At 67.5% G+C, this 21,553-nt stretch carries 17 protein-coding genes; 4 read left to right on the top strand and 13 right to left on the bottom strand.

Features of this window, described 5'->3' with window-relative positions; all coding sequences use genetic code 11:
• Positions 1 to 74 precede the first annotated feature (74 nt).
• Both yqeC and C491_RS00145 read left to right on the top strand, forming a co-directional pair.
• Complete coding sequence (gene yqeC / locus C491_RS00150; protein ID WP_005552833.1) at positions 75 to 800, top strand: selenium cofactor biosynthesis protein YqeC; 726 nt, start codon at positions 75 to 77, stop codon at positions 798 to 800.
• A gap of 150 nt (positions 801 to 950) precedes the next feature.
• Positions 951 to 2,690 carry an aldehyde ferredoxin oxidoreductase family protein gene (locus C491_RS00145; protein WP_005552832.1) on the top strand — a complete coding sequence of 580 codons (1,740 nt, stop codon included), beginning with the start codon at positions 951 to 953 and terminating at the stop codon, positions 2,688 to 2,690.
• A gap of 59 nt (positions 2,691 to 2,749) precedes the next feature.
• On the opposite strand, the gene C491_RS00140 is transcribed toward C491_RS00145, so the two are convergent.
• Genes C491_RS00140 through C491_RS00125 form a run of 4 tightly spaced genes read right to left on the bottom strand, consistent with a single transcriptional unit; the run spans position 2,750 to position 8,142 of the window.
• The gene (locus C491_RS00140) at positions 2,750 to 3,385 is read right to left on the bottom strand and encodes a TorD/DmsD family molecular chaperone (protein WP_005552831.1); all 636 of its coding nucleotides are present in this window, start codon (positions 3,383 to 3,385) and stop codon (positions 2,750 to 2,752) included.
• A gap of 49 nt (positions 3,386 to 3,434) precedes the next feature.
• The gene (locus tag C491_RS00135; protein ID WP_005552830.1) at positions 3,435 to 4,550 is read right to left on the bottom strand and encodes a polysulfide reductase NrfD family protein; all 1,116 of its coding nucleotides are present in this window, start codon (positions 4,548 to 4,550) and stop codon (positions 3,435 to 3,437) included.
• 6 nt (positions 4,551 to 4,556) lie between these two features.
• A complete protein-coding gene (locus C491_RS00130; RefSeq protein WP_005552829.1) occupies positions 4,557 to 5,159 on the bottom strand; it encodes a 4Fe-4S dicluster domain-containing protein in 603 nt (200 codons plus the stop codon).
• Between the two features lie 10 nt (positions 5,160 to 5,169).
• Positions 5,170 to 8,142, bottom strand: a complete 2,973-nt coding sequence (locus C491_RS00125; RefSeq protein ID WP_005552828.1) for a molybdopterin-dependent oxidoreductase — start codon at positions 8,140 to 8,142, stop codon at positions 5,170 to 5,172.
• 312 nt (positions 8,143 to 8,454) lie between these two features.
• Here C491_RS00125 and C491_RS00120 point away from each other — a divergent pair, with 312 nt between their 5' ends.
• Positions 8,455 to 9,183 carry a DUF7124 domain-containing protein gene (locus C491_RS00120; RefSeq protein ID WP_005552827.1) on the top strand — a complete coding sequence of 243 codons (729 nt, stop codon included), beginning with the start codon at positions 8,455 to 8,457 and terminating at the stop codon, positions 9,181 to 9,183.
• Between the two features lie 139 nt (positions 9,184 to 9,322).
• Here the strand turns inward: C491_RS00120 and C491_RS00115 are convergent, their stop codons facing one another.
• From C491_RS00115 to C491_RS00100, 4 genes are all read right to left on the bottom strand, one after another.
• The gene (locus C491_RS00115; protein WP_005552825.1) at positions 9,323 to 11,455 is read right to left on the bottom strand and encodes a hydrogenase iron-sulfur subunit; all 2,133 of its coding nucleotides are present in this window, start codon (positions 11,453 to 11,455) and stop codon (positions 9,323 to 9,325) included.
• A gap of 162 nt (positions 11,456 to 11,617) precedes the next feature.
• Positions 11,618 to 12,016 carry a hypothetical protein gene (locus C491_RS00110; RefSeq protein ID WP_005552824.1) on the bottom strand — a complete coding sequence of 133 codons (399 nt, stop codon included), beginning with the start codon at positions 12,014 to 12,016 and terminating at the stop codon, positions 11,618 to 11,620.
• Between the two features lie 100 nt (positions 12,017 to 12,116).
• Positions 12,117 to 13,268, bottom strand: coding sequence for a tryptophan synthase subunit beta (gene trpB, locus C491_RS00105; protein WP_005552822.1), 1,152 nt, complete (start codon positions 13,266 to 13,268; stop codon positions 12,117 to 12,119).
• 48 nt (positions 13,269 to 13,316) lie between these two features.
• On the bottom strand, positions 13,317 to 14,744 hold the full coding sequence (locus C491_RS00100) for an MATE family efflux transporter (protein ID WP_005552821.1): 1,428 nt from the start codon (positions 14,742 to 14,744) through the stop codon (positions 13,317 to 13,319).
• 253 nt (positions 14,745 to 14,997) lie between these two features.
• On the opposite strand from C491_RS00100, the gene C491_RS00095 reads away from it, so the two are divergent.
• Entirely contained in the window at positions 14,998 to 16,416 is a 1,419-nt protein-coding gene (locus C491_RS00095; RefSeq protein ID WP_005552819.1) for a hypothetical protein, read from the top strand.
• 1 nt (position 16,417) lies between these two features.
• Here the strand turns inward: C491_RS00095 and C491_RS00090 are convergent, their stop codons facing one another.
• From C491_RS00090 to C491_RS00070, 5 genes are all read right to left on the bottom strand, one after another.
• Positions 16,418 to 17,401, bottom strand: a complete 984-nt coding sequence (locus tag C491_RS00090; RefSeq protein ID WP_005552817.1) for a YeiH family protein — start codon at positions 17,399 to 17,401, stop codon at positions 16,418 to 16,420.
• A 275-nt stretch (positions 17,402 to 17,676) separates the two neighbouring features.
• Positions 17,677 to 18,510 carry a phosphate ABC transporter ATP-binding protein gene (locus C491_RS00085; RefSeq protein WP_005552816.1) on the bottom strand — a complete coding sequence of 278 codons (834 nt, stop codon included), beginning with the start codon at positions 18,508 to 18,510 and terminating at the stop codon, positions 17,677 to 17,679.
• The gene (locus C491_RS00080; protein WP_005552815.1) at positions 18,507 to 19,367 is read right to left on the bottom strand and encodes a PstA family ABC transporter permease; all 861 of its coding nucleotides are present in this window, start codon (positions 19,365 to 19,367) and stop codon (positions 18,507 to 18,509) included. The genes C491_RS00085 and C491_RS00080 overlap by 4 nt, the downstream gene beginning before the upstream one ends.
• A complete protein-coding gene (gene pstC / locus C491_RS00075; protein WP_005552814.1) occupies positions 19,367 to 20,299 on the bottom strand; it encodes a phosphate ABC transporter permease subunit PstC in 933 nt (310 codons plus the stop codon). The genes C491_RS00080 and pstC overlap by 1 nt, the downstream gene beginning before the upstream one ends.
• Entirely contained in the window at positions 20,300 to 21,286 is a 987-nt protein-coding gene (locus C491_RS00070; protein WP_083909270.1) for a PstS family phosphate ABC transporter substrate-binding protein, read from the bottom strand.
• Positions 21,287 to 21,553 lie beyond the last annotated feature (267 nt).

Below are 21,553 nucleotides of genomic sequence, written 5' to 3'. Positions count from 1 at the left end.
GCAGCTCCCGCCGGCGCCGCATCGATCGAACGCGCAGCTACAAGTGCGCCCGCTTCGATGCTTCGGGTATCGCTATGGATCTTCCCGAGGCGCTGACCGCTCGCGGTAACGTCACCTGCGTTGTCGGCGCGGGCGGCAAGAAGTCGACGCTGTACGCGCTCGCGGACCGACTCGAGCGCGCGGTCGTCACCGCCACCGTTCGCATCCCGCCGTTCGAGGAGCAGGTCGAGGACGTGATCGTCACGGATCGCCCGCTCGAGGCGATCGACTCGGCCGAGTCGTGGCCGATCGGTCTCGTCGCCGGCCGCGAAGGATCGGACCGCTACCTCGGCTACGATCCCGAGACGGTCGACGACTTCGTGGCCGATCTCGGACCGGAGACGTCGGTGGTCGTCAAGGCCGACGGCGCCCGCACCCGCTGGTTCAAGGCGCCGAACGACGACGAGCCGCAGCTGCCGACCGCGACCGACGTCGTCGTCCCCATCGCGAGCGCGAAGATCGTCGGCGAGCGACTCGCCGAGGAGCACGTTCACCGCCCCGAGCGGGTCGCAGCGATTACCGACCTCGAGCCCGGCGATCGGATCTCGGCGAGCGACGTCGCGGCCGTCGTGACGAGCGACCGAGGCGGCTGCAAGGACGTGCCCGACGGCGCGACGGTGATCCCGCTCGTGAACATGGTCGACACCCCCGAACTCGAGGAGACGGCCCGCGAGATCGCCGGCGAGATCCGTGAGCGACGGGACGTACCCCGGGTCGTTCTCGCGCAGTTGCTCGAGGATCGGGTCGTCGACGTCGTCTGATACGGTTTGCTGTAACGAGTTACCGGTGGGACCGCGATCCGTCCTGCGGTCCCACCGGAAATGACTTACAGCAGACAGTATGAGTCGGAGCGACGGCGCTCGCAGCCGAGAGCTTTAACTATCGCTCGGCGGTTACGATTACGGGACTGCATGGAAACGGGGGAGACTCTCGTCCGCGTCGATCTCGCGGCCGAGTCCGTCGCGTCCGAGCCAGTACCGGAGTCGTGGCGCCGAAAGTACGTCGGCGGGAAGGGACTCGGCGCCCGCTACCTCTACGAGGAGCTCGAGCCGGGGACGGACCCGCTGGGCGACGACAACGTCCTGCTGTTTCTCACCGGCCCACTAACCGGTCTCCTGCCAGGCGAGCAACGTTCCGTCGTCATCACCAAATCGCCGCTGACCGGGGCCTTTCTCGACTCCTACGCGGGCGGCTCGATGGCCGATCGGCTCGCGGGCTCGCTCGAGGACCACGTCGGGATCCTCGTCACCGGTCGGGCGGACCGCCCCGTCAGACTCGAGATCGACGGTGGCGAGGTCTCCATCGAGCCGGCCGAGGACTGGTGGGGGCTCGACGCCCGCGAGACCGACGAGCGAGCGGGCGAGGCCGCGGTCGCCTGCATCGGTCCCGCAGGCGAGAACGGCGTCTCCTACGCGACGATCGCCTCCGACGGCGGCGACCACCACGCCGGCCGGGGTGGTGCGGGCGCGGTGATGGGCGCGAAGCGACTGAAGGCGCTGGTCGCCCGCGACGACCCACCGGAACTCGACGCGGACCTCCGTGAACTCCACCGGCGGTACGAGGAGGCCTTTGCAACCGACGACACGGGCCGCTGGCAGGCCGCCAGCGAGACCGTCGAGACGCTTGACTTCGCGAACGAGGTCGGCGTCCTGCCGACCCGCGGCTGGCAGGAGGGCCGGTTCGACGGCGCCGACGGGATCGGGATCGAGGCCGTCCGCGACGCCGCCCACGACCGCGAGCGAGCCGACGAGCCGGTGCCGGGCGGGTTCCAGGTCGAGAGCGACGACGGCGACAGCGTTCCGCGAGGATCGACACCGATCTCGCTGGGCGCGGGCCTGGGGATCGACGATTTCGACGCTGTCGCCACCCTTGGCTCGGTCTGCGATCGGCTCGCACTCGACGTCATCTCGGGGGGCAACGCCGTCGCCTGGGCGATCCGCGCGAGCCAGGAGGGGCTGATCGACCGCGACCTCGAGTTCGGCGACGAGGAGGGCGCCCGCGAGTTGATCGAGGAGATTACCCACCGCTCGAGCCCGCTGGGCGAGACGCTCGCCGACGGTGTCGACGCGGCCGCGGCCGAGTACGGCGGCGACGACCTGATCCCCTCGGTGAAGGGGATGGCGCTGCCGGCCTACGACCCCCGCGGTGCGTCCGCGATGGCGCTTGCCTACGCGACCAGTGATCGGGGCGCCTGCCACCGCCGCGCACGACCGGTGGAGGTCGAGGCGCTGGGCGGCACCGACTGGAGCGCCGTCGATCAGGTTAACAGGGTGATCGCCGAGCAGGACCGCCGCGCCGTGCTCTGGAGCCTGATCGCCGACGACTTCTTCGGCGAGGCGCTCTCGGCGACGCTGGGTGCCGACTGGCTCGCGGCCGTCGACCGCGAGTACGAGCCCGAGGAGCTGCGTCGGGTCGGCGAGCGCATCTGGACGCTGATCCGGCTGTTCAACTGTCGCGAGGGATTTACCCGCGAGGACGACACGCTTCCACAGCGGCTCACGGAGCCGCTCGAGGGCGGTCCCAACGACGGCGCGGCGATCGACGCGGCCGGCTTCGAGGAGACCCTCGAGCGGTACTACGAGCGCCGGGGGTGGGACGACGGCGTCCCGACCGACCGAACCCTCGAGCGACTCGACCTCGAGGGACTGTAGCGTCGGCTACTACTTCTGTGCGCTGTGGCGGGTGCCGCGTCGATTGGAGAAAAGCGGCGCTACTCGCCGTTCGCGGAGAGCTGTCCGTAGCCCGGCGAGAGGTCGTCGGGGTCGAGGCCAAGCAGGTAGGTGTCGGCCTGGAAGACTCCCTCGAGCAGCCAGCCGACGCCCTCGTAGAAGGGGTTGTCGGTCATCTCTTGGATGTCGCGGGCCAGCTCCCGCAGCCACCAGCCGTGGGCCTGCAGGAAAGCCCGTCGGTACTCGTCGTTGCCTCCACGGGCCAGGATCTCGAGGGCGGCGAGTTCGACGGCGGCGTGGTCGGCTTCCTCGCGGAGCTCCGTCGACGGCCGAATGCCGAGGTCGCGGTAGGAACTCTTGACGGCCGCGAGCGGTTCGCCGAGGTAGTCGTCGGCGTACCAGGACTCGTGAATCTGCATCCGCGGACGCGGTCCGACGAACAGTCGGGTGTGGACCCGATTCAGCTCGGCCGCCTCCGCCTCGGGGTCGTCGACTCTGGCTCGCCACTTGTCGAGCAGCTGGTAGCCCGTGTCGAGCGCCTGGGGCGACGCCTGCCGCGGCAGCTGTTCGGCGCTGAGCCGTTCGACGGCCGTCTCGTCGGGTGGATCCGCGAGAACGCCCGAGAGGAACGCGTACAGATCCGCGAGTTCGCTCGTGGGGTCGCTGGTCCGTGTCATACTGGGTACGAGGGTGTAGATCGGGTTAAAACAGTTGGCTCGAGCCCGCCTACAGCGGAAGGATGAGCGGCTCGAACTCGGCGGCGAGCAGGTAGCTCAACGCCAGCGCGATCTTGCCGACGACCGCGAGGAGCGCAATGGTAGCGTACGTCGCCGTCGCCGCTGTCGGCGAGAGCGCGTCGCGTCGCTGGCCGACGACCGCGCCGACCGACAGCAGGATCGGCACGACCAGCCCGCCGATCACGGCGAGACCGACGAACGGAACGGCGTAGGTGGTGAGCAGGTTATTGATCCCCGCCTCCGCTGCGGGACTCTGCTCGGGCAACAGGACGATCGTCGCGACGACCATCGCCAGCGTCGCCGCCAGCAGCCCGGCAGTCACAAGCGAGTACTGCCGAACCGCACGGCCGGGATTTCGGCCAGCCACCGCCGCCAGCCCGACCGCTCCGGCCAGTCCCACGCCGAGACCGCTGAAGATCTGGACCGGGAGCAGGAACGTCTTGTCCCACAGTGCGACCCGCTCGGTCATTCCGGAGCCGTAGGCCATCGCCGAGTAGATCAGGACGCCGGCCGCGGCGATCGAGAACACGCCGCCAAGCGCGAGCCGAACCGTCTCCGAGGGACGGGTCGTGTCGGCGAGCGAGTCGACGAGATCGAGCAGTCCGACGCGGTCGGCGACGCCGCGCAGTCCGTCGGTCCTGTCGGTGGTCGCGGCCCTGGCGGCGTCGCGCTCGGTTCCGCCGTCGGCGGCGACTGCGCCGGAGTCGGCTCGCTCGGCTCGATCGGGTGCGTGCGGTCGATTCCGTCCGAACGCGACCCAGACGAACATCAGGAACGCACCCAGCCCGAGTCCGCCGAGCAGGTACGCACCGATGGTCATCCACGAGTCGAAGTTCGTCATCGTCAGCGGGATCAACATCGCTCGGAACGGCGTCGCGAGGTGTGACAGCAGGATCGGCGGCCCGATTACCAGCCCGAGTAGTCCGACCAGGTAGCCGTACTTCGCGACCTGGCCGTGCCCGTGGGCATCTCGCCGCGAGCCCAGGAGGTCGGCGACGTACCCCATCAGGTACGCCCCGCTGGCGATCCCGATCATCGCGATGTAGACGCCGATCTGCCAGTTCCATTGGGAGTACGGCAGGTCGAACGTGACTTCGGTTGCCATCGGCGGTTAGTCCCCCATGATCTCGTCCGCGTCCTCGCCGAAGACGATCTCGGCGGCCTCGTCGCTGAACGGCGTCGAAACGCCGTCCTCGTCGAGCTTCTCGGAGAGCTGCTCGGGCGTGCCAAACAGCAAGGCGTCGGTCGGACACTCCGAGGAGCAGGCGGGCTCGAGCCCCTCCTCCTGGCGCGGCTCGCAGGTCGTACATTTGTCCATCAGGCCGCCGCTTCGGGATCCCATCGGCTCGGCCTCCTCGGCATTGGGAACCTCGGCGTCCGGGTACTGCGGTGCGCCGAACGGACAGCCGACGCCGCAGTAGTGACAGCCGATACACATGTCGGCTTTGACGCGGACGCTGCCGCTGTCCCGGATGCGCAACGCGTCGGTCGGACAGACCTCGACGCAGGGTGCCTCGACGCAGTTGTAACACTGCATCGGCTTGTTTGCCTCCTCTTCGGTCCCGTGGCCGAGCGCGACGACCTGGATTCGGTCGCTCTCCGGGGGGAGATCCCAGGTCCGCTGACAGGCGACCTCGCAGGCCCCGCAGTCGATACATGACTCCCAGTTCGGGATGACTCGTGCCGGTCCGCTGTTAGATTCTTGTGTACTCATTTGATCTCACCTATCGCTTGTTCCGATCCATGCGCTGTTCCTGCCACCTGATCTGTCGATCCGACAGCTCGGGGATCTCGTCGTCGTTGGCGACCCTGATGTTACACAGCGTCGTCTTGGTCTCTTGCATTTGGGTCTCGCGGTCGTAGGCCGGCGCCGTGCCGCAGTTGATCGACTCGCCGATCACCAGCGGTTCCATCCCGTTGGGGACGCTATCCATAACTCGCTCGCCCTCGAGGATACCGCTCCAGTGATAGGGGGCAAACGCGTGGTCGGATGCGACCCGTCCGGTCGGCCTGGCCTGGACGAGCATCTCGGCGTGTGGCGTCGTGACGACGATCCAGTCGCCCTCCTCGACGTCGATCTCGGCTGCGACGTCCGGATGGATCTCGAGATACATCATCGGGGCCCGTGAGGCGGTTCCTTTCGTACTGCGGGTTACCGCGCCCGCGCCCTTGTGCTCGACCTGTCGACCCGAGGTGAGCACTAGCGGGTCGACGTCGCCGACCTCGACGAGTTCGTCGATGGCGTCGATGTTGTCCTGCTGGACGCCGGCGTTGTCGAGTTCGACGCGCCAGTGGTCCTCGACGCGTTCGTTACACGGGAAGTCCTCGACGAGGTCGGGCCGGGGCGTCACCGCGGGTTCGCGGTGGACCGGGATCTCGTCGGTGAGGTTCCAGGCCTTCATCCGGGCCCGACCGCGGCCCCACGGGGCGTCGGGCTGGGGGTTGTCGAACTCCTCGTAGATGTCGAGTTCGACGTCGTACCCCTCGTCGTCGAGCTGCTGGGCGACGTCGGCGACCGAGGTGTCCTCGTCGAACGCGCCCTCGATCGGGATCGTCGCCGCGGCGGGGTTCTCGGGGTCGGGAAGCACCGTCGAGAACATCGGGTACTGGGGCACGCCCTCGATCTCGCCGTCCCACCAGTCGGGCTCGTACGGATCCCGGAGCTGATCCTCGGGATCGACGTCGGGGTCGTCCTCGTCCCACCAGTTCGCCCGGAAGTCCATCCCGCCCTCGGAGGGGTGCAGCGAGTCGTCGTAGAGGATGGGTGTTCCGGGATGGTCCTCGTGCCAGCACGGCCACGGGAGTCCGTAGTACTCCCCGTGAAGCTCGTGGTCCTCGTCGACCTCGGCCTGGATGTCCTCGGCGCTGAACACCTCGGAGTTCTGCTGGTGGGCCTTGAGTCGCTCCGGTGTCTGGCCGACGTAGCCGACCGAGCGCGTCCCGAGGTTCCACTCCCGGGTGACGTCCTCGACCTCGTCGTAGTCGAAGTGCTCGCCGAAGCCGAGTCGCTCGGCGAAGTCACACATCAGCTCCCAGTCCGTCCGGGAGTCGTGACGAGGTTCGATCGCCTGCGAACGCCACTGGACCTGTCGGCCGGTGTTGGTGACGCTGCCGGCCTCCTCGACGTTCGTACAGACCGGCAGCATGTAGACGTCGGTGTCGTCCTCGGCGAGCTCGGCGACCTGGTTCGGGAAGACGTCGACGTTGACGATGAAGTCGAGCTCGTTGACCGCCCGCTTGACCTTCTTGTACTCGGTGAGCGAGGCGAGCCCGTGCCCCCAGAAGATCGCCGCGCGAAGGGGGTCGGGCTGGTAGATCTCCCACTCGTCGTCGAGGACGCCCTCGTACCAGCGGGCCACGGTAAACCCGTTCTTCTCCATCAGCTCGGTGTCGTGGAACCGGTTGTGGAGGTCGTCGTAGCTGACCTCGCCGGAGGTGCTCTGGGTCTGGGTCCAGACGTTGGCCCAGTGTTCCCAGGCGTCCTCGTCCAGCCCGTAGTAGCCGGGCAGCGTACTCGAGTCGACGCCGAGGTCGGTCGCGCCCTGGACGTTGTCGTGGCCCCGGAAGATCGGGGTGCCGCCGCCGGACTGGGCGGCGTGGCCGAGCGCCAGGTTGAGCATCGCGTAGGCGCGGACGTTCCCCGTCGCGTTGTTGTGCTGGGTGCCGCCCATCGCCCACTCGACGCAGCTGACCTCCGCGTCCGCGAGCTCCTCGGCGAGCTCCATCAGCTCCTCCTCGGAGATGCCACAGATGTCGGCGACGGTCTCGAGGTCGTACTCGGGGAGGACGTCGTCGCGGAACTCCTCCCAGGTATCGACCATCACGCGGCTCTCGATGAACTCCTCGTCGTGGGCCTCGAGGTTCTCGACGATGTGGTAGATCAGGCCGTAAATAAAGGCGACGTCGGTGCCCGAACGGAACTGGTAGAAGTCGTCGGACGCGGCCGCGGTCTTGGTGTACCGTGGCTCGGCGACGATGTGTTTGCCGCCCCGTTCCTGGGCCTCCTGGAAGTACTGCCAGGCGACGGGGTGGCTCTCGATCGGGTTGTGCCCGATGATGAGGTTGACGTCGACGTTGCGCATGTCGTTCGAGTTGTTCGTCATGGCGCCGACGCCCCAGACGTTCGCGATCCCCTCGACGGTCGTCGAGTGACAGATCCGCGCCTGGTGGTCGATGTTGTTCGTTCCGTAGAACGCGGCCAGCTTCCGAATCAGGTAGGCGGCCTCGTTGCTGTGTTTGGCCGATCCCACCCACATCGTCGAGTGGGGACCGGTCTCCTCGCGGATGTCGTCGAGTCGGCCCGTGATCTCCTCGAGGATCTCGTCCCACTCCATCTGGGTCCACTCGCCGCCCTCGAGCTTCAACGGCTTCTTCAGGCGCTGTTCGGAGTTGACCGACTGGGTTAGCGACGCCCCCTTCGAACAGAGTCCGCCCTGATTGACCGGGCTGTCCTCCCAGGTTTCCTGGCCGACGACTGCGTCCTCCTCGACGGACATCTGTATCCCACAGCCGACCGAACAGTGCGTACAGACGGTCTTTACCAGTTCGTCCCCCGCCTCGGGGTCGACGACGTCGTCTTCGTCGGCGGCGGCGCGCTGTTGAAGCAGTGTTCGTCCCCCGACCGCAGCCGCGAGGGTTCCGCCGGCGCCGGCTTTCAGGAACCCTCGCCGATCAAGGTCGAGTGATGACCGAGACATGAATCGTTCGTCAGTGACTCACGTTATTAATCCTTTGGGTCCGAACTGATTCGGCGTTTTTGTTAGACGGATTCCATTAGATCGTTTAATAGGTGGCCGTCCGTTCAACCCCTTGACAGCAGCGACGACACCGTGGCATTTAATCCGACTACAGCGCGAAGTACAGACGATGACCACGACGAGGACGGCACCGATCGGCCGGTCGCGACGCGTTCCGACCGCGGCACGCCCCGAACGGCGATCCGTGCGTCCGCGGGTAAGGGCAGCAGCCGCAACCGGAAGGAGCCGGCTCGAGGAGGTCGTCGGTCGCCGATGACCGACAGCATCGACCTCGACGACATGGACGTCGGCGAGGACGAGGACGACGGCGAGACCACCAACCACGGCGACTGGCTCTGGCGGGGCGAGGGCGATCCGGACGAGGAGTCGGACCCCGTCTGGAGCGACGCGTCTGCCGAAGGGGTGGCCGACGGCGAGTCCGATAGCGACGGCGAGCCGTCCCGTCGCGTCCCCCAGGTGCCGGGGGCGACGGAGGGGCCGGTCGGCGTTCCGGAGAATCGCGGCGGCGGTGGCGCCGGCAGGAGCTCGGACGCGGAGTCGGAGACCGAATCGAGGACGGACGAGTCGACGTCGGCCGGCTCCACGTCCCGAACGACCGACCACGGGGAGGCGACGGCGGCCGACGACATGACCCTCGCCTTTACCTACCAGGCGATCAACCGGCTCGAGGATCCACAGTTCGTGGTCGGCGACGCCAGGGGGTGGGCGGACTGGATCGGAATCGTCGGCACGGTGTCGACACCGGCGATCCGGAAGTTCCAGCGCGACGAGCGGATCGAACTCGACTTCTTCGGCGGTTCCGAGACCGGTCCGGCCGAGCGCCTCGCGGACGTCACGCCCGACTCGATGTTCTACGCCGATCGGACCGTCGTCGTCGGCTGCAGCGACGAGGAGTGGATCGCCGATGACGCCGGCTGGGAGTTCGTTCCGCTCGCGACGGCCGCCGAGAAGGCCGACTGGACGATCGAACATCCGGAGTAGTACGGACTACCGTCCGTCAGCTCTGGAGCGACCGCAGGATAGCTCGGGGTCGCTCCGAAAATTCGGCACGGGAGATCGTTTGAGAGCCGAGGCGACGTCGCTTCGAAGACGCGGCTGTCGTCGCCCCCCGCGGACCCGCTTAGACGTCGTGAAGCAGCCGCGCTCGGCACTCCGGACAGTACTGGAAGATGCTCTCCTCGGAGTCGGGGGCGAGGTCGGCGACGACGTCGCCGATACGGTCCTCGATCGCGTCGGCTGTCGCCTCGCTCGTGAACTGCTTTCCGCAGCCGGCACACGACAGCATCGACCCCTCGTACACCCGCTCCCAGGCGGGATCCGGCTCCTCCGGCTTGTTCTCCGGCAGCAGCGACAGGTCGAGCCCGTCCTCGACGCTCATGACGTTCTCGACACAGACCTCCTCGCAGAGCCCGCAGTTGACACAGCGCTCGTGGTTGAAGTCGAGGCCGTTTTCGGTGCGCCGGAGTGCGTCGGTCGGACAGTAGCTCGTACAGGTCGGCGTCAGCGTACAGCCCTCCGCGACCTCGACGATCCCGAAGTCCTTCAGCCCGCGGATCACCTCCCGCTCGGGCTCGACATGCTCGAGGATCGCGCGGACGCTCTCGAGGGTCCAGCCGTGGTTGTCGAACGGCGGGTTCTCCCGTTCGGGGTCGTCGATCCCGCCGTCCGCCTCGTGCTCGCCGGCGGGGATCGGCGACGCCTCGAGCTCCGCGACGGCAAACTGGGAGACCTCCTCGACGAACGCCTCGGGCTCGTCCGGGTCGGGCGCGAAGAAGGAGACTCGCTCGCCCAGTCCCAGATCGGCCGTCGCTCGGTTGACCCGCTCGACGAGCTCGGCTTTCGGATCCGGGCCGGAGTGGAGACAGCTCCCGCCGCAGCCGACGATCGCGACGCCGTCGGCGCCGGCCGCCAGCGCGTGGAGGACGTGGGCCTCGCCGACGGTGTCGGCGCAGTTGACCGAGACCGGGAGGATCGGCGGGTACTCGACGTCGGCGCGTCCCGCGGCCGCCAGGCGGCCGTACTCCCGAAGCGCGTTCTGTGCGCGCTCCGAACAGACGAACGCGATCATCGGCGTCTCGATGTTCGCGCTCGAGCCCCCGAGCAGTCCGCTGACGAACCCGCCGTCGTCGCCCGTCGGGGCCAGTAGCGCCTCGACCTCGCGGGCGAGGCGCTCGTTGTTCGGCTCCTGGAGCCGGGTCGCGCCGGTCGGACAGGCGCTGGTACAGGCGCCGCAGTTCTGGCAGCTGTCGAGGTGGAACTCGACCTCGTCGATCGCGGCCCGCTCGACGGCGTCGTGGGGACAGGCCTCGACGCACTCGTTACAGCCCATCTCGCCGGCCGTCCCGGCGGCACAGACCTCCATCTCGAGGTCGAGGAAGTCGATCCCCTCGAACCCGCCGAGCAGGCGTTCGACCTCGTTGACCGTCGCCGGGTCGAACTTGGTGTGATAGCCGCGCTGGCCGCCGACCGGCCCCTCTCCGCCGGGGTGGATCACCTGATCGCACTCGATCGTCCGCTCGACGCCCTCCATCTCGATGGCGTCGGTCGGACAGACCGTCACCCACTCGCCGACCGGAGCCTCGGGATCGATGTCGACCGGGTAGCGGGTGACCATCCCGTCGGGTCCCTCGTGGACGCACTTCATACAGGAGACGCAGTCGTCGGTGACGAGCGCCTCGACCGTCAGCTCGAACTCGCCGTACTTGCCGTCGACGTCGACGACGCGACCCCGCTCGACGTCGACGTTCTCGAGGTCGGCGTCGGCCGTCGCCAGCTCCTCGCCGTCCGCGAGCAGCGTCACGTCCGCGGCGTCCGCGATCGCCGCGGCCGCGTTCGGATCGCCGACGACTACGACGTCGTAGCCGGCCCGGTGGATGCTCGATCGGGGGCGCCGCTCGGTTTCGCGGCCAGCGTTCGCCGCGTTGACCAGCCGCGCGGTCTTGGCGGTCGCGGCCTCGCGGTCGTGAACCCACCCCGCCCCCTCCCGCTGGTCGACGAACTCGACGTCGTCCGGCCGGAGCCCCTGTCGCTCGGCCGCGGCCTCGATCTTCTCCTGGGCCTTGGCCTCGGGACAGGTGACGATCATCTCGTCGAGTTCGTACTCCTCGATTACCTGCTCGAACGCCTCGAGCTTGTCCTGGCAGAGCAGCTGCGAGCTCGCGGCGACCTCGACGTCCTCGATCCCTTCCCTGGCCTCCTCGAGATCGATGTCGCAAGTCCCGGCGCAGGAACAGACAAACGCGCCCTCATTCATCGCGAACAGGTAGCGATGGCACGGTTGTAAAGCTGTCGTGACGAAAAGATCCGGTAGCGGCGGCTTCGGACCCACCGGGAACGATCGGAACCGGGTCCGTGGCCGTGCTCGGGAAGCGAACGGGACGGTGTGGCGCTTCGTCGCGAGGGACGGACGTCGACCTCAGGTGATCAGTTCCGCGCTGTCGGCCGAGATGTCGACGACGACGTCCTGGCGGGTTCGCTCGTTAATCTGGTCGAGGTTTCGGGTCAGCACCTCGAGGATGTCCGCCGGCTCGGGGTAGACCAGAACGCTCCCGTCTTCGTCCTCGATCACGAGCTGGGTGTCCCGCAGCGTGATCGTGTCGTCTTCGATCCCCGCGACGTTGATCGGCAGCTCCTCGGAGCCGCCGACGTCGCCGGCCTCGACCTTGGTGATGTAGACCGCGTCGAGCGAGAGGAGGTCCTTGTACTCCCGGACGGCCTCGGCGCAGGCGACCATGTCCGTCGTGATCGCGGTTTTCTGTTCGTTCCCGTGCTCCCCGGTGTAGCAGTGTTTGCACACCCGCAGTTCCATCCGCATACGCGTCGGTTGGCGACGAGTCGGTATGACGATTACGAACTGCGACCCCGCGGGCTCGTCGGTCCCGCGATCCGGGACTAAATCGTTACAGCAATTCCCCTCAGAGGTCGAATTTCTGCGCTGCGGTCTCTACGTCCTTATCGCCCCGTCCCGAGAGGTTCACGAGAATCGTCTCGTGGGCGCCGTCCTCGGCGAGTTCGATCGCTCGAGCCACCGCGTGGCTCGACTCGAGGGCCGGAATGATTCCCTCGGTCTCGCTCAGTTCCCGGAACGCCGCCAGCGCCGCCTCGTCGGTGACGCCGGTGTACTCACAGCGCCCGACGGCCCGGAACATGGCGTGTTCGGGACCGACGCCGGGGTAGTCCAGCCCCGCGGAGACGGAGTGGACCTCGACGTCGTCGTCGATTACTCTGGTACGCATCCCGTGGAGGGTGTCGTCTCTCCCCCTCGCCAGCGGCGCCGCGTGTCGGCTCGAGTCTGCGCCCTCGCCGCCGCCCTCGGCGCCGTAGAACTCGACGGGATCGTCGCGGAAGGCGTGGAAGAGTCCGATCGCGTTCGAGCCGCCGCCGACGCAGGCGACCGCGGCGTCGGGCAGGTCGCCGGTCCGCTCGCGGAACTGCTCGCGGGCCTCCCGGCCGATCACCGACTGGAAGTCCCGGACCATCCGCGGGAACGGGTCGGGGCCGACGACGCTGCCCACGAGGTAGTGGGTGTCGGCGACGTTCTCGGCGAAGTCTTCGAGGGCGGCGTCGACGGCGTCGGCCAGCCCCGCGTTCCCTCGCGAGACCTCGTTGACGTCGGCCCCCATCAGCCGCATTCGGAGGACGTTCATCTCCTGGCGGGCGACGTCCTTCTCGCCCATGTAGATCTCCGTCTCGAGGCCGAGCAGCGCGCCCGCCATCGCCGTCGCGACGCCGTGCTGGCCGGCGCCGGTCTCGGCGATCAGGCGCTCGCGCCCGGTCCGCTTCGCGAGCAGGGCCTGTCCGAGCACGTTGTTGATCTTGTGGGCGCCGCCGTGGAGCAGGTCCTCCCGTTTGAGGTAGATCTCGGCGCCGTAGCGCTCGCTCAGGTTTCCGGCGTAGTACAGCGGCGTGGGGCGGCCGGCGAACTCCTCGAGGTGGACCCGGAGGTCGGTCCGGAACTCGTCGGTCCCGGCGACCTCGTCGTAGGCGGCCGCGAGCTGCTCGAGTGGGTCGCGAAGCGGTTCCGGAACGTGTCTCCCCCCGTAGCCCTCGAACTCTCCGTCGGACATGATCGACCGTTTCTCGGTGACGGTAAAGTAAGTTCCGCGGCCCGGCAGTCAGTCGTCCGCGTCCGTCGAGCCCTCGCTGAAGCTGCCCCGTTCGCGCATCATCGAGGTGCCCCGTTCGACCCACCGCCGTCGGTAGAAGACGACGCCGAGGTAGACGACCCGAAACGCGAAGTCGAGGATGATGGCGGCGTAGGCGGCGACGACACCGTAGCCGAGTTCGACGCCGACGACGTAGGTGAAGCCGAGCAGGAAGACGAACGTCCCGATGACCCGCGAGACGAACGGGACGACCGTCTCGCTGCCGCCCCGAAGCGAGCCGGCGAGCGTGATGTAGGCCGCGATCAACAGCGCGGTGATGGCGTACGCCTGCGCGAAGCCGACCGCGTACCCGACCGTCGCGGGATCGCGCGTGAACACGAGGACGAACTCCTCGGCGAACGTAAACAGCAGGGCACAGAGCCCGCCGACGGTGAGCGTGCTCAGAGCCGTCGCGGCCAGCCCGTTGTAGTAGGCGGTCGCTCCCTCGCCCTGGCCGAGTGACTGGCCGACCATGATGTTCGCCGCGACGCCGTACCCCCGCGCGAGCGGCGAGGCAATCTGCTGGTACATCCGGCGGCCGATGTGATAGGCGGCGTTGACCTCGGTGCCGAACGCCAGCAGGATCGCGTTGAACGGGAACTCTGCGAACATCTCCGTGACTCCCTCGGCGATCCGGGGCCAGCTGATCAGGATCAGCTGCTTCGTGATGACGAGCTGTCGGGGGACGACGTACTGAATCCCGCTGCGCGGCGTGGCGAGGATCGCGAGGAAGGCGGTCGCGCCGAGCGTGTCCGCGGCCGCGGTCGCGACGGCGATCCCGATGACGCCGAGCTCCGGCAGCGGGCCGAGCCCGAACGCCAGCCCGATCGTTGCGAGGATGTTGAGCGCGTTGACGACGCCGTTTACGTACATCGGCGTCTTCGTGTCGCCGGTGCCCTGGATCGAGCGAGCCGCGATGAAGTTGACGTGGATCGCGGGCGCCGAGATCATGATCACCATCAGGTAGACGCTGCCGTACTCGACGACCGCGTCCATCGCCCCCTCGTCGGTCAGCGCGCCCAGTACCGAGATCGCGTACTCGTTGAGCAACAGCCCGAAGACGATAAACGGGATCCCCCCGAGCAGGCCGAGCAACAGCGCCTGCGAGACCGCCTCGTCCCGGTTCGCGGTGGCATCGGCGCTCGTGTCCTGACTCGAGAGCGCGATCGCGCCGTCGCCGATGCCGATGCCGAACCGCAGCGGAAAGCGAGCGTAGATGTCCGCGAGGCCAACCGCCGCGACCGCCGCCGGCGAGAAGAGGCCCGCGACGATCATGTCGGTAGTCCGCATCAGCGTCCGCAACACCTGCTCGGCCATCACGGGCCAGGAGAGGCCGAACACGCGCTTCCAGACCCGCCAGAGCCGACGATCGGCGAGCGAAAACAGAACGACGAACACGGTCGCGGTTCTCGCGGTCGCCGATTAAGGGTTGAGTTGGCGGAAACGTGGCCCGGTTGGGGTCCGGTACCACCGCCCGCTCGAGGGTTGTCGTCTCACGCTCGGACCGCTCCGGCCCGCGGCGGTCGATCCTGCCGGCCACAGTACTATCCGCCGATCCGTGGTATTCCGACCAACCGATGATCGACGACGGCCGACGACCGGTCCCGCCGCGGATGGCAGAACCGGTGCGACGGTTCGAGGTGAGCGACCGATGAGGCTCTCGCGGCTGTTCGCCGACGAGGAGTCGACCCCCTACGGACTACCGAACTTCGACTCGACGACGGTGTTCGTCCGGGCGGCCGCCAGCTCCCTGCGGGGCGAGCAGTTCCCGCGACTGGGGATGATCCACCCCAAACTGACGCCGCTCGCAAAGCGGGTCAACGGCCTCTCCAGGGAGACCCGCGCCAAGATATACACGACGGGCGGGGCCAACGAGGGGATCGACCCCGACGACCTCGGCGACATCGACGTCGAGCGCTTCCGGGAGTGGGTCGTCGACCAGTACCCCGAACGCGGCTATCCCGCCGTAATCGTTGGCTCGAGCAACGGCGCGGCGGTCCACCTCGCGGCCCTGCTGGGAGTGCCGTTTCTGCCCCAGACGTTCCTCCTGCCGATCCGACGCTCGATGGGCGCCGACGAGATCCGCAAGGACATCGAGTGGGGCGCCGAACACGCGCCCGATTTCCTCGAGAACAACCCCGACGTCTCGCTGGCCCAGATGCACGATCCGAACCAGGATCGGCTGATGGTCCGGAAGCTGGCGTACTTCCGGGTCAAATCACGGATCCTGGGTGAAGCGTACGAGGAGTTCCTCGACACCGTTCTCGAGCCCGGCGGCACCGTCATCTCGCTGGAGTGCGAGTACGACTGGCCGGTCGTCGACGTCGACGACCACCACACCTTCCAGCTCGGGGGCTGTGGCGGGCTGGCGCCCGAGGAGTACTACGAGGGCAGCGAGCAGGTCGCCGACTTTCTTCGACTGCAGGGCGCGGACCGCCGCGAGTGGGACGTTCCCGAGCCCGACCGACGGGCACCGGAGGCCGAGTGGGGATTCGACCCGGCCTTACGCGAGGACCTCGAGCGGATCGCGGACGAACGCGACTACGAACTCCGTCGGCTCGCGTTCGACGATCCGCGGGAGCTGAGCCCGTTCGTCGCCGATCGCTACCGCGAGCGCTACGAGGCCCGCGACCGATCGGTCGACCGCCTGCTCGTCCAGTCGTTCGCGCTGGTCGAGCCCTGGTGGACCCTTCGGACGGGATCGGTCCCCTACTGGACCGCCTTTAACACCCGTTCGGATGTGGAGTACCTCGAGGAGTACCTCGACGACAGCGAGCCCTACGACGAGATCCGCTCGACGCTGTTCTCCCACGGGATGGAGTCGGCGGGGTTAGCCTCCACCGCGGAGTGGAAGGGAGTCCTCTCACGCGCCCGCGACGAGTACGGGTTCGTCGGCGTCGACGAGGCGGAGTTCCCCTACGACGTCGAGACGCAGGTCCGGTACCACGACGACCTCCCCGAGGAGATCGACGCACGCCATCCCCTCCCCCCGGCGATGGCGTTCGACCAGTTCGAGTCGATTGCCGAGGACGTCGCTCCGGAGTACGGGCTCGAGTGGAAGGCGGAGTGACTCAGAAGACGGCGAGCAACACCGCGAGCGAGAGCGTGCTGACGAGCACCAGCGCCGTCAGCACGACGACGGCGGGCAACAGTCCCGTCCGTCGGAGCTCGGCGAGGCGAATCTCCGTTCCGAGGCCGACGAACGCGAGCAGGAACAGCCAGCCGTACAGCTCCTCGATCGCCGCCCGCTGGGACGCCGAGAGCAGCCCCGCGCTCGCGACGACCATGAGCGCGAAGAAGCCGAGGACGAACGCCGGCACCTCCTCGAGGAGCGTCCTCGCCGAGGGGTGCGATCCCCCGCCGGATCGGGCGTAGTAGCTCGCGTACGCCAGCACGACGACGCCGATCAGGGCGTTCCGGGCGAGCTTCGTCATCGTCGCCCACTGGCCGGCGAGCTCCGAGTGAGTGAAGCCGACGGCGACGACTGGCCCTGTCGAGAACATGCTGACGCCGGCCCAGACACCGAAGACGGTGCCCGAGAGGCCGAGCAGATCGCCGATTAGCGGGTAGACGACGATCGTCACGGCATCGAACAGCAACACCGTCGCCGCGGCGTAGGCGATCTGGTTCTCCCGGGCTCGGATCGCGCCGGCAACTGCGACGACCGCGGAGACCCCGCAGATCCCCGAGCCCGCCGCCAGCAGCGAGCCGAGCCGGCCGGTGATCCCGAAGACGTTTCGCGCGAGCAACTCGACGACGAGGATCGTTCCCGCGGAGACACAGACGACGATTGCGAGGACGAGCGCGCCCGTCTCGAGGACAGTGCCGAGCGTCACCGACGCCCCCATGAGGACGATTCCGGCGGCCAGCCAGAAGCCGTGGGTCGCGATCCCCGCCTCGAGTCGCTTCGGGACGCCGACCGTGTTTGCGACGACGAACCCGACCGCGATAGCGACGAGCAAGGCGTTGAAGCCGACGACTCCCTCGACGCCGCGAGCGAACGCGGCGCCGAGACAGAGCGCGAGCAGCCCGGGAAGAAGTTCTCGTACGCTCATCGTGAGTAGCGCGCTTGAGGGCAGTGATCGCGGTGACGGTTAGGAGAACCGATACCGACGCGTTTCGGTCGGCGCTCGAGGGGTGCCCGGCTGGATCGGACGATCGTATCGGGCGGGAGCCACTGGCCGGACGTCATCTGTTCGGCGCTTCGAAGCGATGGCGGTAACCGCTGTCGATACTGCCCGCAGACTTTCGGCACCCACGTCTCGCTCCCGTTTCCCTTGGGGGTTCCCGAGGCGAGACGCGACGATCGAACCGAACTCGAGCCGACCGATTAGCGGGTGGCGACGGGCTGTTCGTCCGTCACCGACTCCTCGTCGGGTTCGTCGTCGTAGTCGACCGCGGTGTGGCCCTTCACGAACTCCTGTGTCCGCTCGTGCTGGGGGTTCTCGAAGAACGAGCGGGTGTCGTTGGCCTCGACGAGCTCGCCCAGGTAGAGAAAGATCACGTCGTCGGCCAGCCGCTTGGCCTGGTCCATACTGTGAGTGACCATGACGATCGTGTACTCCTCTTTGAGATCCTCGAGGGTCTCCTCGACCTGCTCGGCCGAGATCGGGTCCAGCGCGGAGGTGACCTCGTCACAGAGCAACACCTCGGGCTCGACGGCCAGCGAGCGGGCGAGACAGAGCCGCTGGACCTGCCCCGTAGAGAGCTCGGCGCCGGGGTCGTCCAGACGATCCTTCACCTCGTCCCAGAGGTTGACCTTCCGGAGGTAGCTCTCGACAAGGTCGTCGAGCTCCTCGCTCGAGTGGTCGCCGTGGATCTTCGCGCCGTAGGCGACGTTGTTGTAGATCGACAGCGGCAGCGCCGTCGGCGTCTGCGGGACGTACCCCACTCGCCGCCTGATCTCGGGCAGCGGATCGTCGGTGTCGTAGATCGCCTCGTCGCCGAGGTAGACCTCGCCGGTGATCTCGGCGTTTGGCTGGATCTCGTGGAGGCGGTTCAGCGCCTTCAGCAGGGTGGACTTGCCACAGCCCGAGGGACCGATGATGGCCGTCAGCTTGTTCTCGGCGAACTCGGTGCTGACGCCGTCGACCGCGGTTACTTCCCTGTTTCCGGTGTACGTTACCTCGAGATCGTCGGTGCGGAGTGCGATATCGTTACTCATGAGTGTCTTCCTCCTGGTGCGAAGCGAGCGAACCTCCCGGCGAGGAGCTTCGAGGCCAGTATCAGTGCGAGCACGGCGACGATCAGGACGAACGACGCCGCGTAGGCGTGCGAGCGGACTTCGGCGTTGAACGACGCCGCCTGCTCGAAGATGAGGATCGGCAGCGTCGTCGCGGGATCGAACGGGCCGCCGGGCATCTGCGTGCTCCGACCGGCCGTAAACAGCACCGTGGCGGCGTCGCCGATCCCGCGGGCGAAGCCCATGATGATCCCGGCGATGACGCCCGGTAAGGCCGCCCGAACGGTCACCTGGGCGGTTTCGAACCGCGTCGCGCCCAGTCCGTAGGACGCCTCCTTGACCGCGTCCGGAGCGGCTCGCAGCGCCTCGTCGGCGTAGCGGGTCATGATCGGGTACTGGAAGATCGCGATCGCGATCGTCCCGAAGATCAGGCTGGTCTGGGCGCCGGCGGCGATGATGATCGTCAGCACGAACACCCCGTAGACGATCGGGGGCGTCCCCCAGAGCACGTTCAGGAACATGTTGATCACGTCCGACGTGCGCTCGTTCGAGTAGTCGCTCTGGAGGAATATGGCCGTCGAGATCGCCAGGATCGAGGCGACTACCGTCGCGGGGACGACGATAAAGATGCTCCCCAGGACGGCGTGGAGGAAGCCGCCGCCGCCGTCTAACATGTAGCGCGAACCTGGCGCCGTCACCATCACTGCGGGATCGGTGATGAAGACGCGGCCGCCCCGCCAGAGGGTGACGCCGACGACCATCACCAACACTCCGAGGATGAGTGCAGCGCTTGCGCGGGCGAGGAAGCCGAACAGTCGCTGCTCGGTGTAGCGGTCCATCAGTACTGCCACCTCCGCTGGAGACGGCGACGAACGAGCATCGCCCCGAAATTAAACAGCCAGACGATGACGAGCAACATCAGCCCGACGAGGATCAGCGCCGACTGGGTCAACGGGATCGACATCAACTCGCCGAAGTCGTTGACGATCAGCGTCGGCAGCGTCTCGCCGGCGTCGAACGGGCTCTCGGGAATGGCCGTCTGGCCGCCGATCAGCATCGCGGGAACGATCGTCGCGCCGAAGACGCGACCGAAGCCGAGCAGGATTGCGGAGAAGATCCCCGGTCCTGCGGCTCGCAGGAGCACCGTTCGGATGGTCTCCCACTTCGTCGCGCCGACGCCCAGCGAGGACTCGCGGAGTTCGTCCGGCAGGGCCTCGAGCGACTCGACCGACAGCGAGATCATAAAGGGGGTGACGATGATCGCCATCACCAGGCTGACCGTCACGATGCCGAGTCCGATACTGTGGGCGCCGACGGCGGGCGCGAGGTAGTCGCCGACGAACGGGACGACGACGATCAGGCCGACGAGCCCGAAGATGACGCTCGGGATCGCCGCGAGCACGTCGATGAACGACGAGACGAGCATCTTCGTCCGCCCCTCGGCGTACTCGGCGATGTAGATCGCCGCGAGGATCGCCAGCGGCGTTCCCATCGCCATCGAGAGGACGGTGACGTAGATCGTGCCGACGATCGCCGGCAAGAAGCCGAACTCGTCGGCTGCGGGATCCCAGTTCGAGGAGGTCATCATCTGGAACAGCGAGTACTCGGAGACGATCGGGATCGACTGCTGGACGAGCGTCAGGACGATCAGCCCGAACAGCGCGACGGCGAAGAGGCCGGCGCCGACGAGCCAGTAACTGCTCAGGCGCTCGAGCAGCAGCCGTCGGTCGAGTCGGTTCGCTCCCTCCGAGGGGGTTTCGGTCGTGCCCATCTACGACGCCTCCTCGAGGATCTCGCGCTGTTCCTCGAGCTTCTCGTCGTCGATCGGTGCGTAGCCGTTGTCGCGGACGTACTGCTGGCCCTCCGTGAGGACCCACTCGACGAAGTCGGCGGCGTCCTCGTCGAACTCCCCGTTCGCGGCCAGGTACATGTCCCGGGCCGGCGGGGAGGGGTAGCGGTCCTCCTCGACAGCGGTGAGGAACTCGTCGCGGGTGTCGTAGAAGTCCTCTCCAGGCGAGAGGGTGCCGCTCTCGTCCCGATCCAGTGGGACCGGCCGGATGTTCATCTCGAGGTCGCCCGTATTGAAGTCGTAGACGTAGTTGATGTTGTTCAGCGAGATCCCGTGGGAGTCATTGTTGATCGCCTGGGCGACCTGCTGGTCGCCGTCGAAGTTGCCGTCGGCCATGTCCTCGAGTTCGTTCTCGGTGTAGCCGCCGAGGAACTCGCCCCACTGCTGGTAGGCGGCGGAGGAGTCCGATCGCCCGTAGACGTAGATCGGTTCGTCGACGTCGCTGTCGACGAGTTCGCCCCAGTTCGTGATCTCCTTCGAGAACACCGCCGCGAGCTCGTCTTGGGTGAGGCCGTGCTCTCGGATCTCGTCGTACACCGGGTTGTTGACGTTGATCGTCCCGACGACGGTGTCGATCAGCATCGCGGTGGCGACCAGTCCCTGCTCGATCTCCTCCTCGTCGGGGTCGCGCCCCATCATCGCGATGTCGACCTGCTCGTTCATGACGTCGGAGACGCCGACGCCGGTTCCGCCGCCGGAGACGTCGATGTTGACGTCACGTTCGTCGGTGTAGATGTCGGCCCACACCTGTACCATCGGCAGCGGGCCGACGCCGCCGGAGATGCGGATGGTCGACTCCGAGCCGGAGTCGGAGTCAGAATCCGACCCCGACAGACAGCCCGAAAGCGCAACCGCAGAGCTGGCCCCGAGGGCAGCTAGTGCAGAACGACGCGAGTAACCCCGATTCATACGTGCCTCCCTAGAGACTAGACGCTTGTATCCCCTCGTGAGCCTGCAATTCTTTGGTTCTCCACCCGAAACCAGCAAAGCTCTCGGTGGAACGCGGTCCCGTCCCACGGTGCGTTCCGCGCCGCGCCGATCCCGCCACGGCCGGCTCTGCGGGCGGTACGGCCGGACAACGGCCCGTCTGGTGTGACGCTCCACACGTTACGGGCGTTCTCTATGGCGGCTCCCGCAGCCCTCGGCACTCCTAATTCCCGATATTCGACGGAACGA

Origin of the sequence: Natronococcus amylolyticus DSM 10524 (genome assembly GCF_000337675.1) — an archaeon.
Taxonomy (GTDB): Archaea; Halobacteriota; Halobacteria; order Halobacteriales; family Natrialbaceae; genus Natronococcus; species Natronococcus amylolyticus.
The sequence above is the reverse complement of the archived record's forward strand: the minus strand, read 5'-3'. Positions and strand labels throughout refer to the sequence as shown.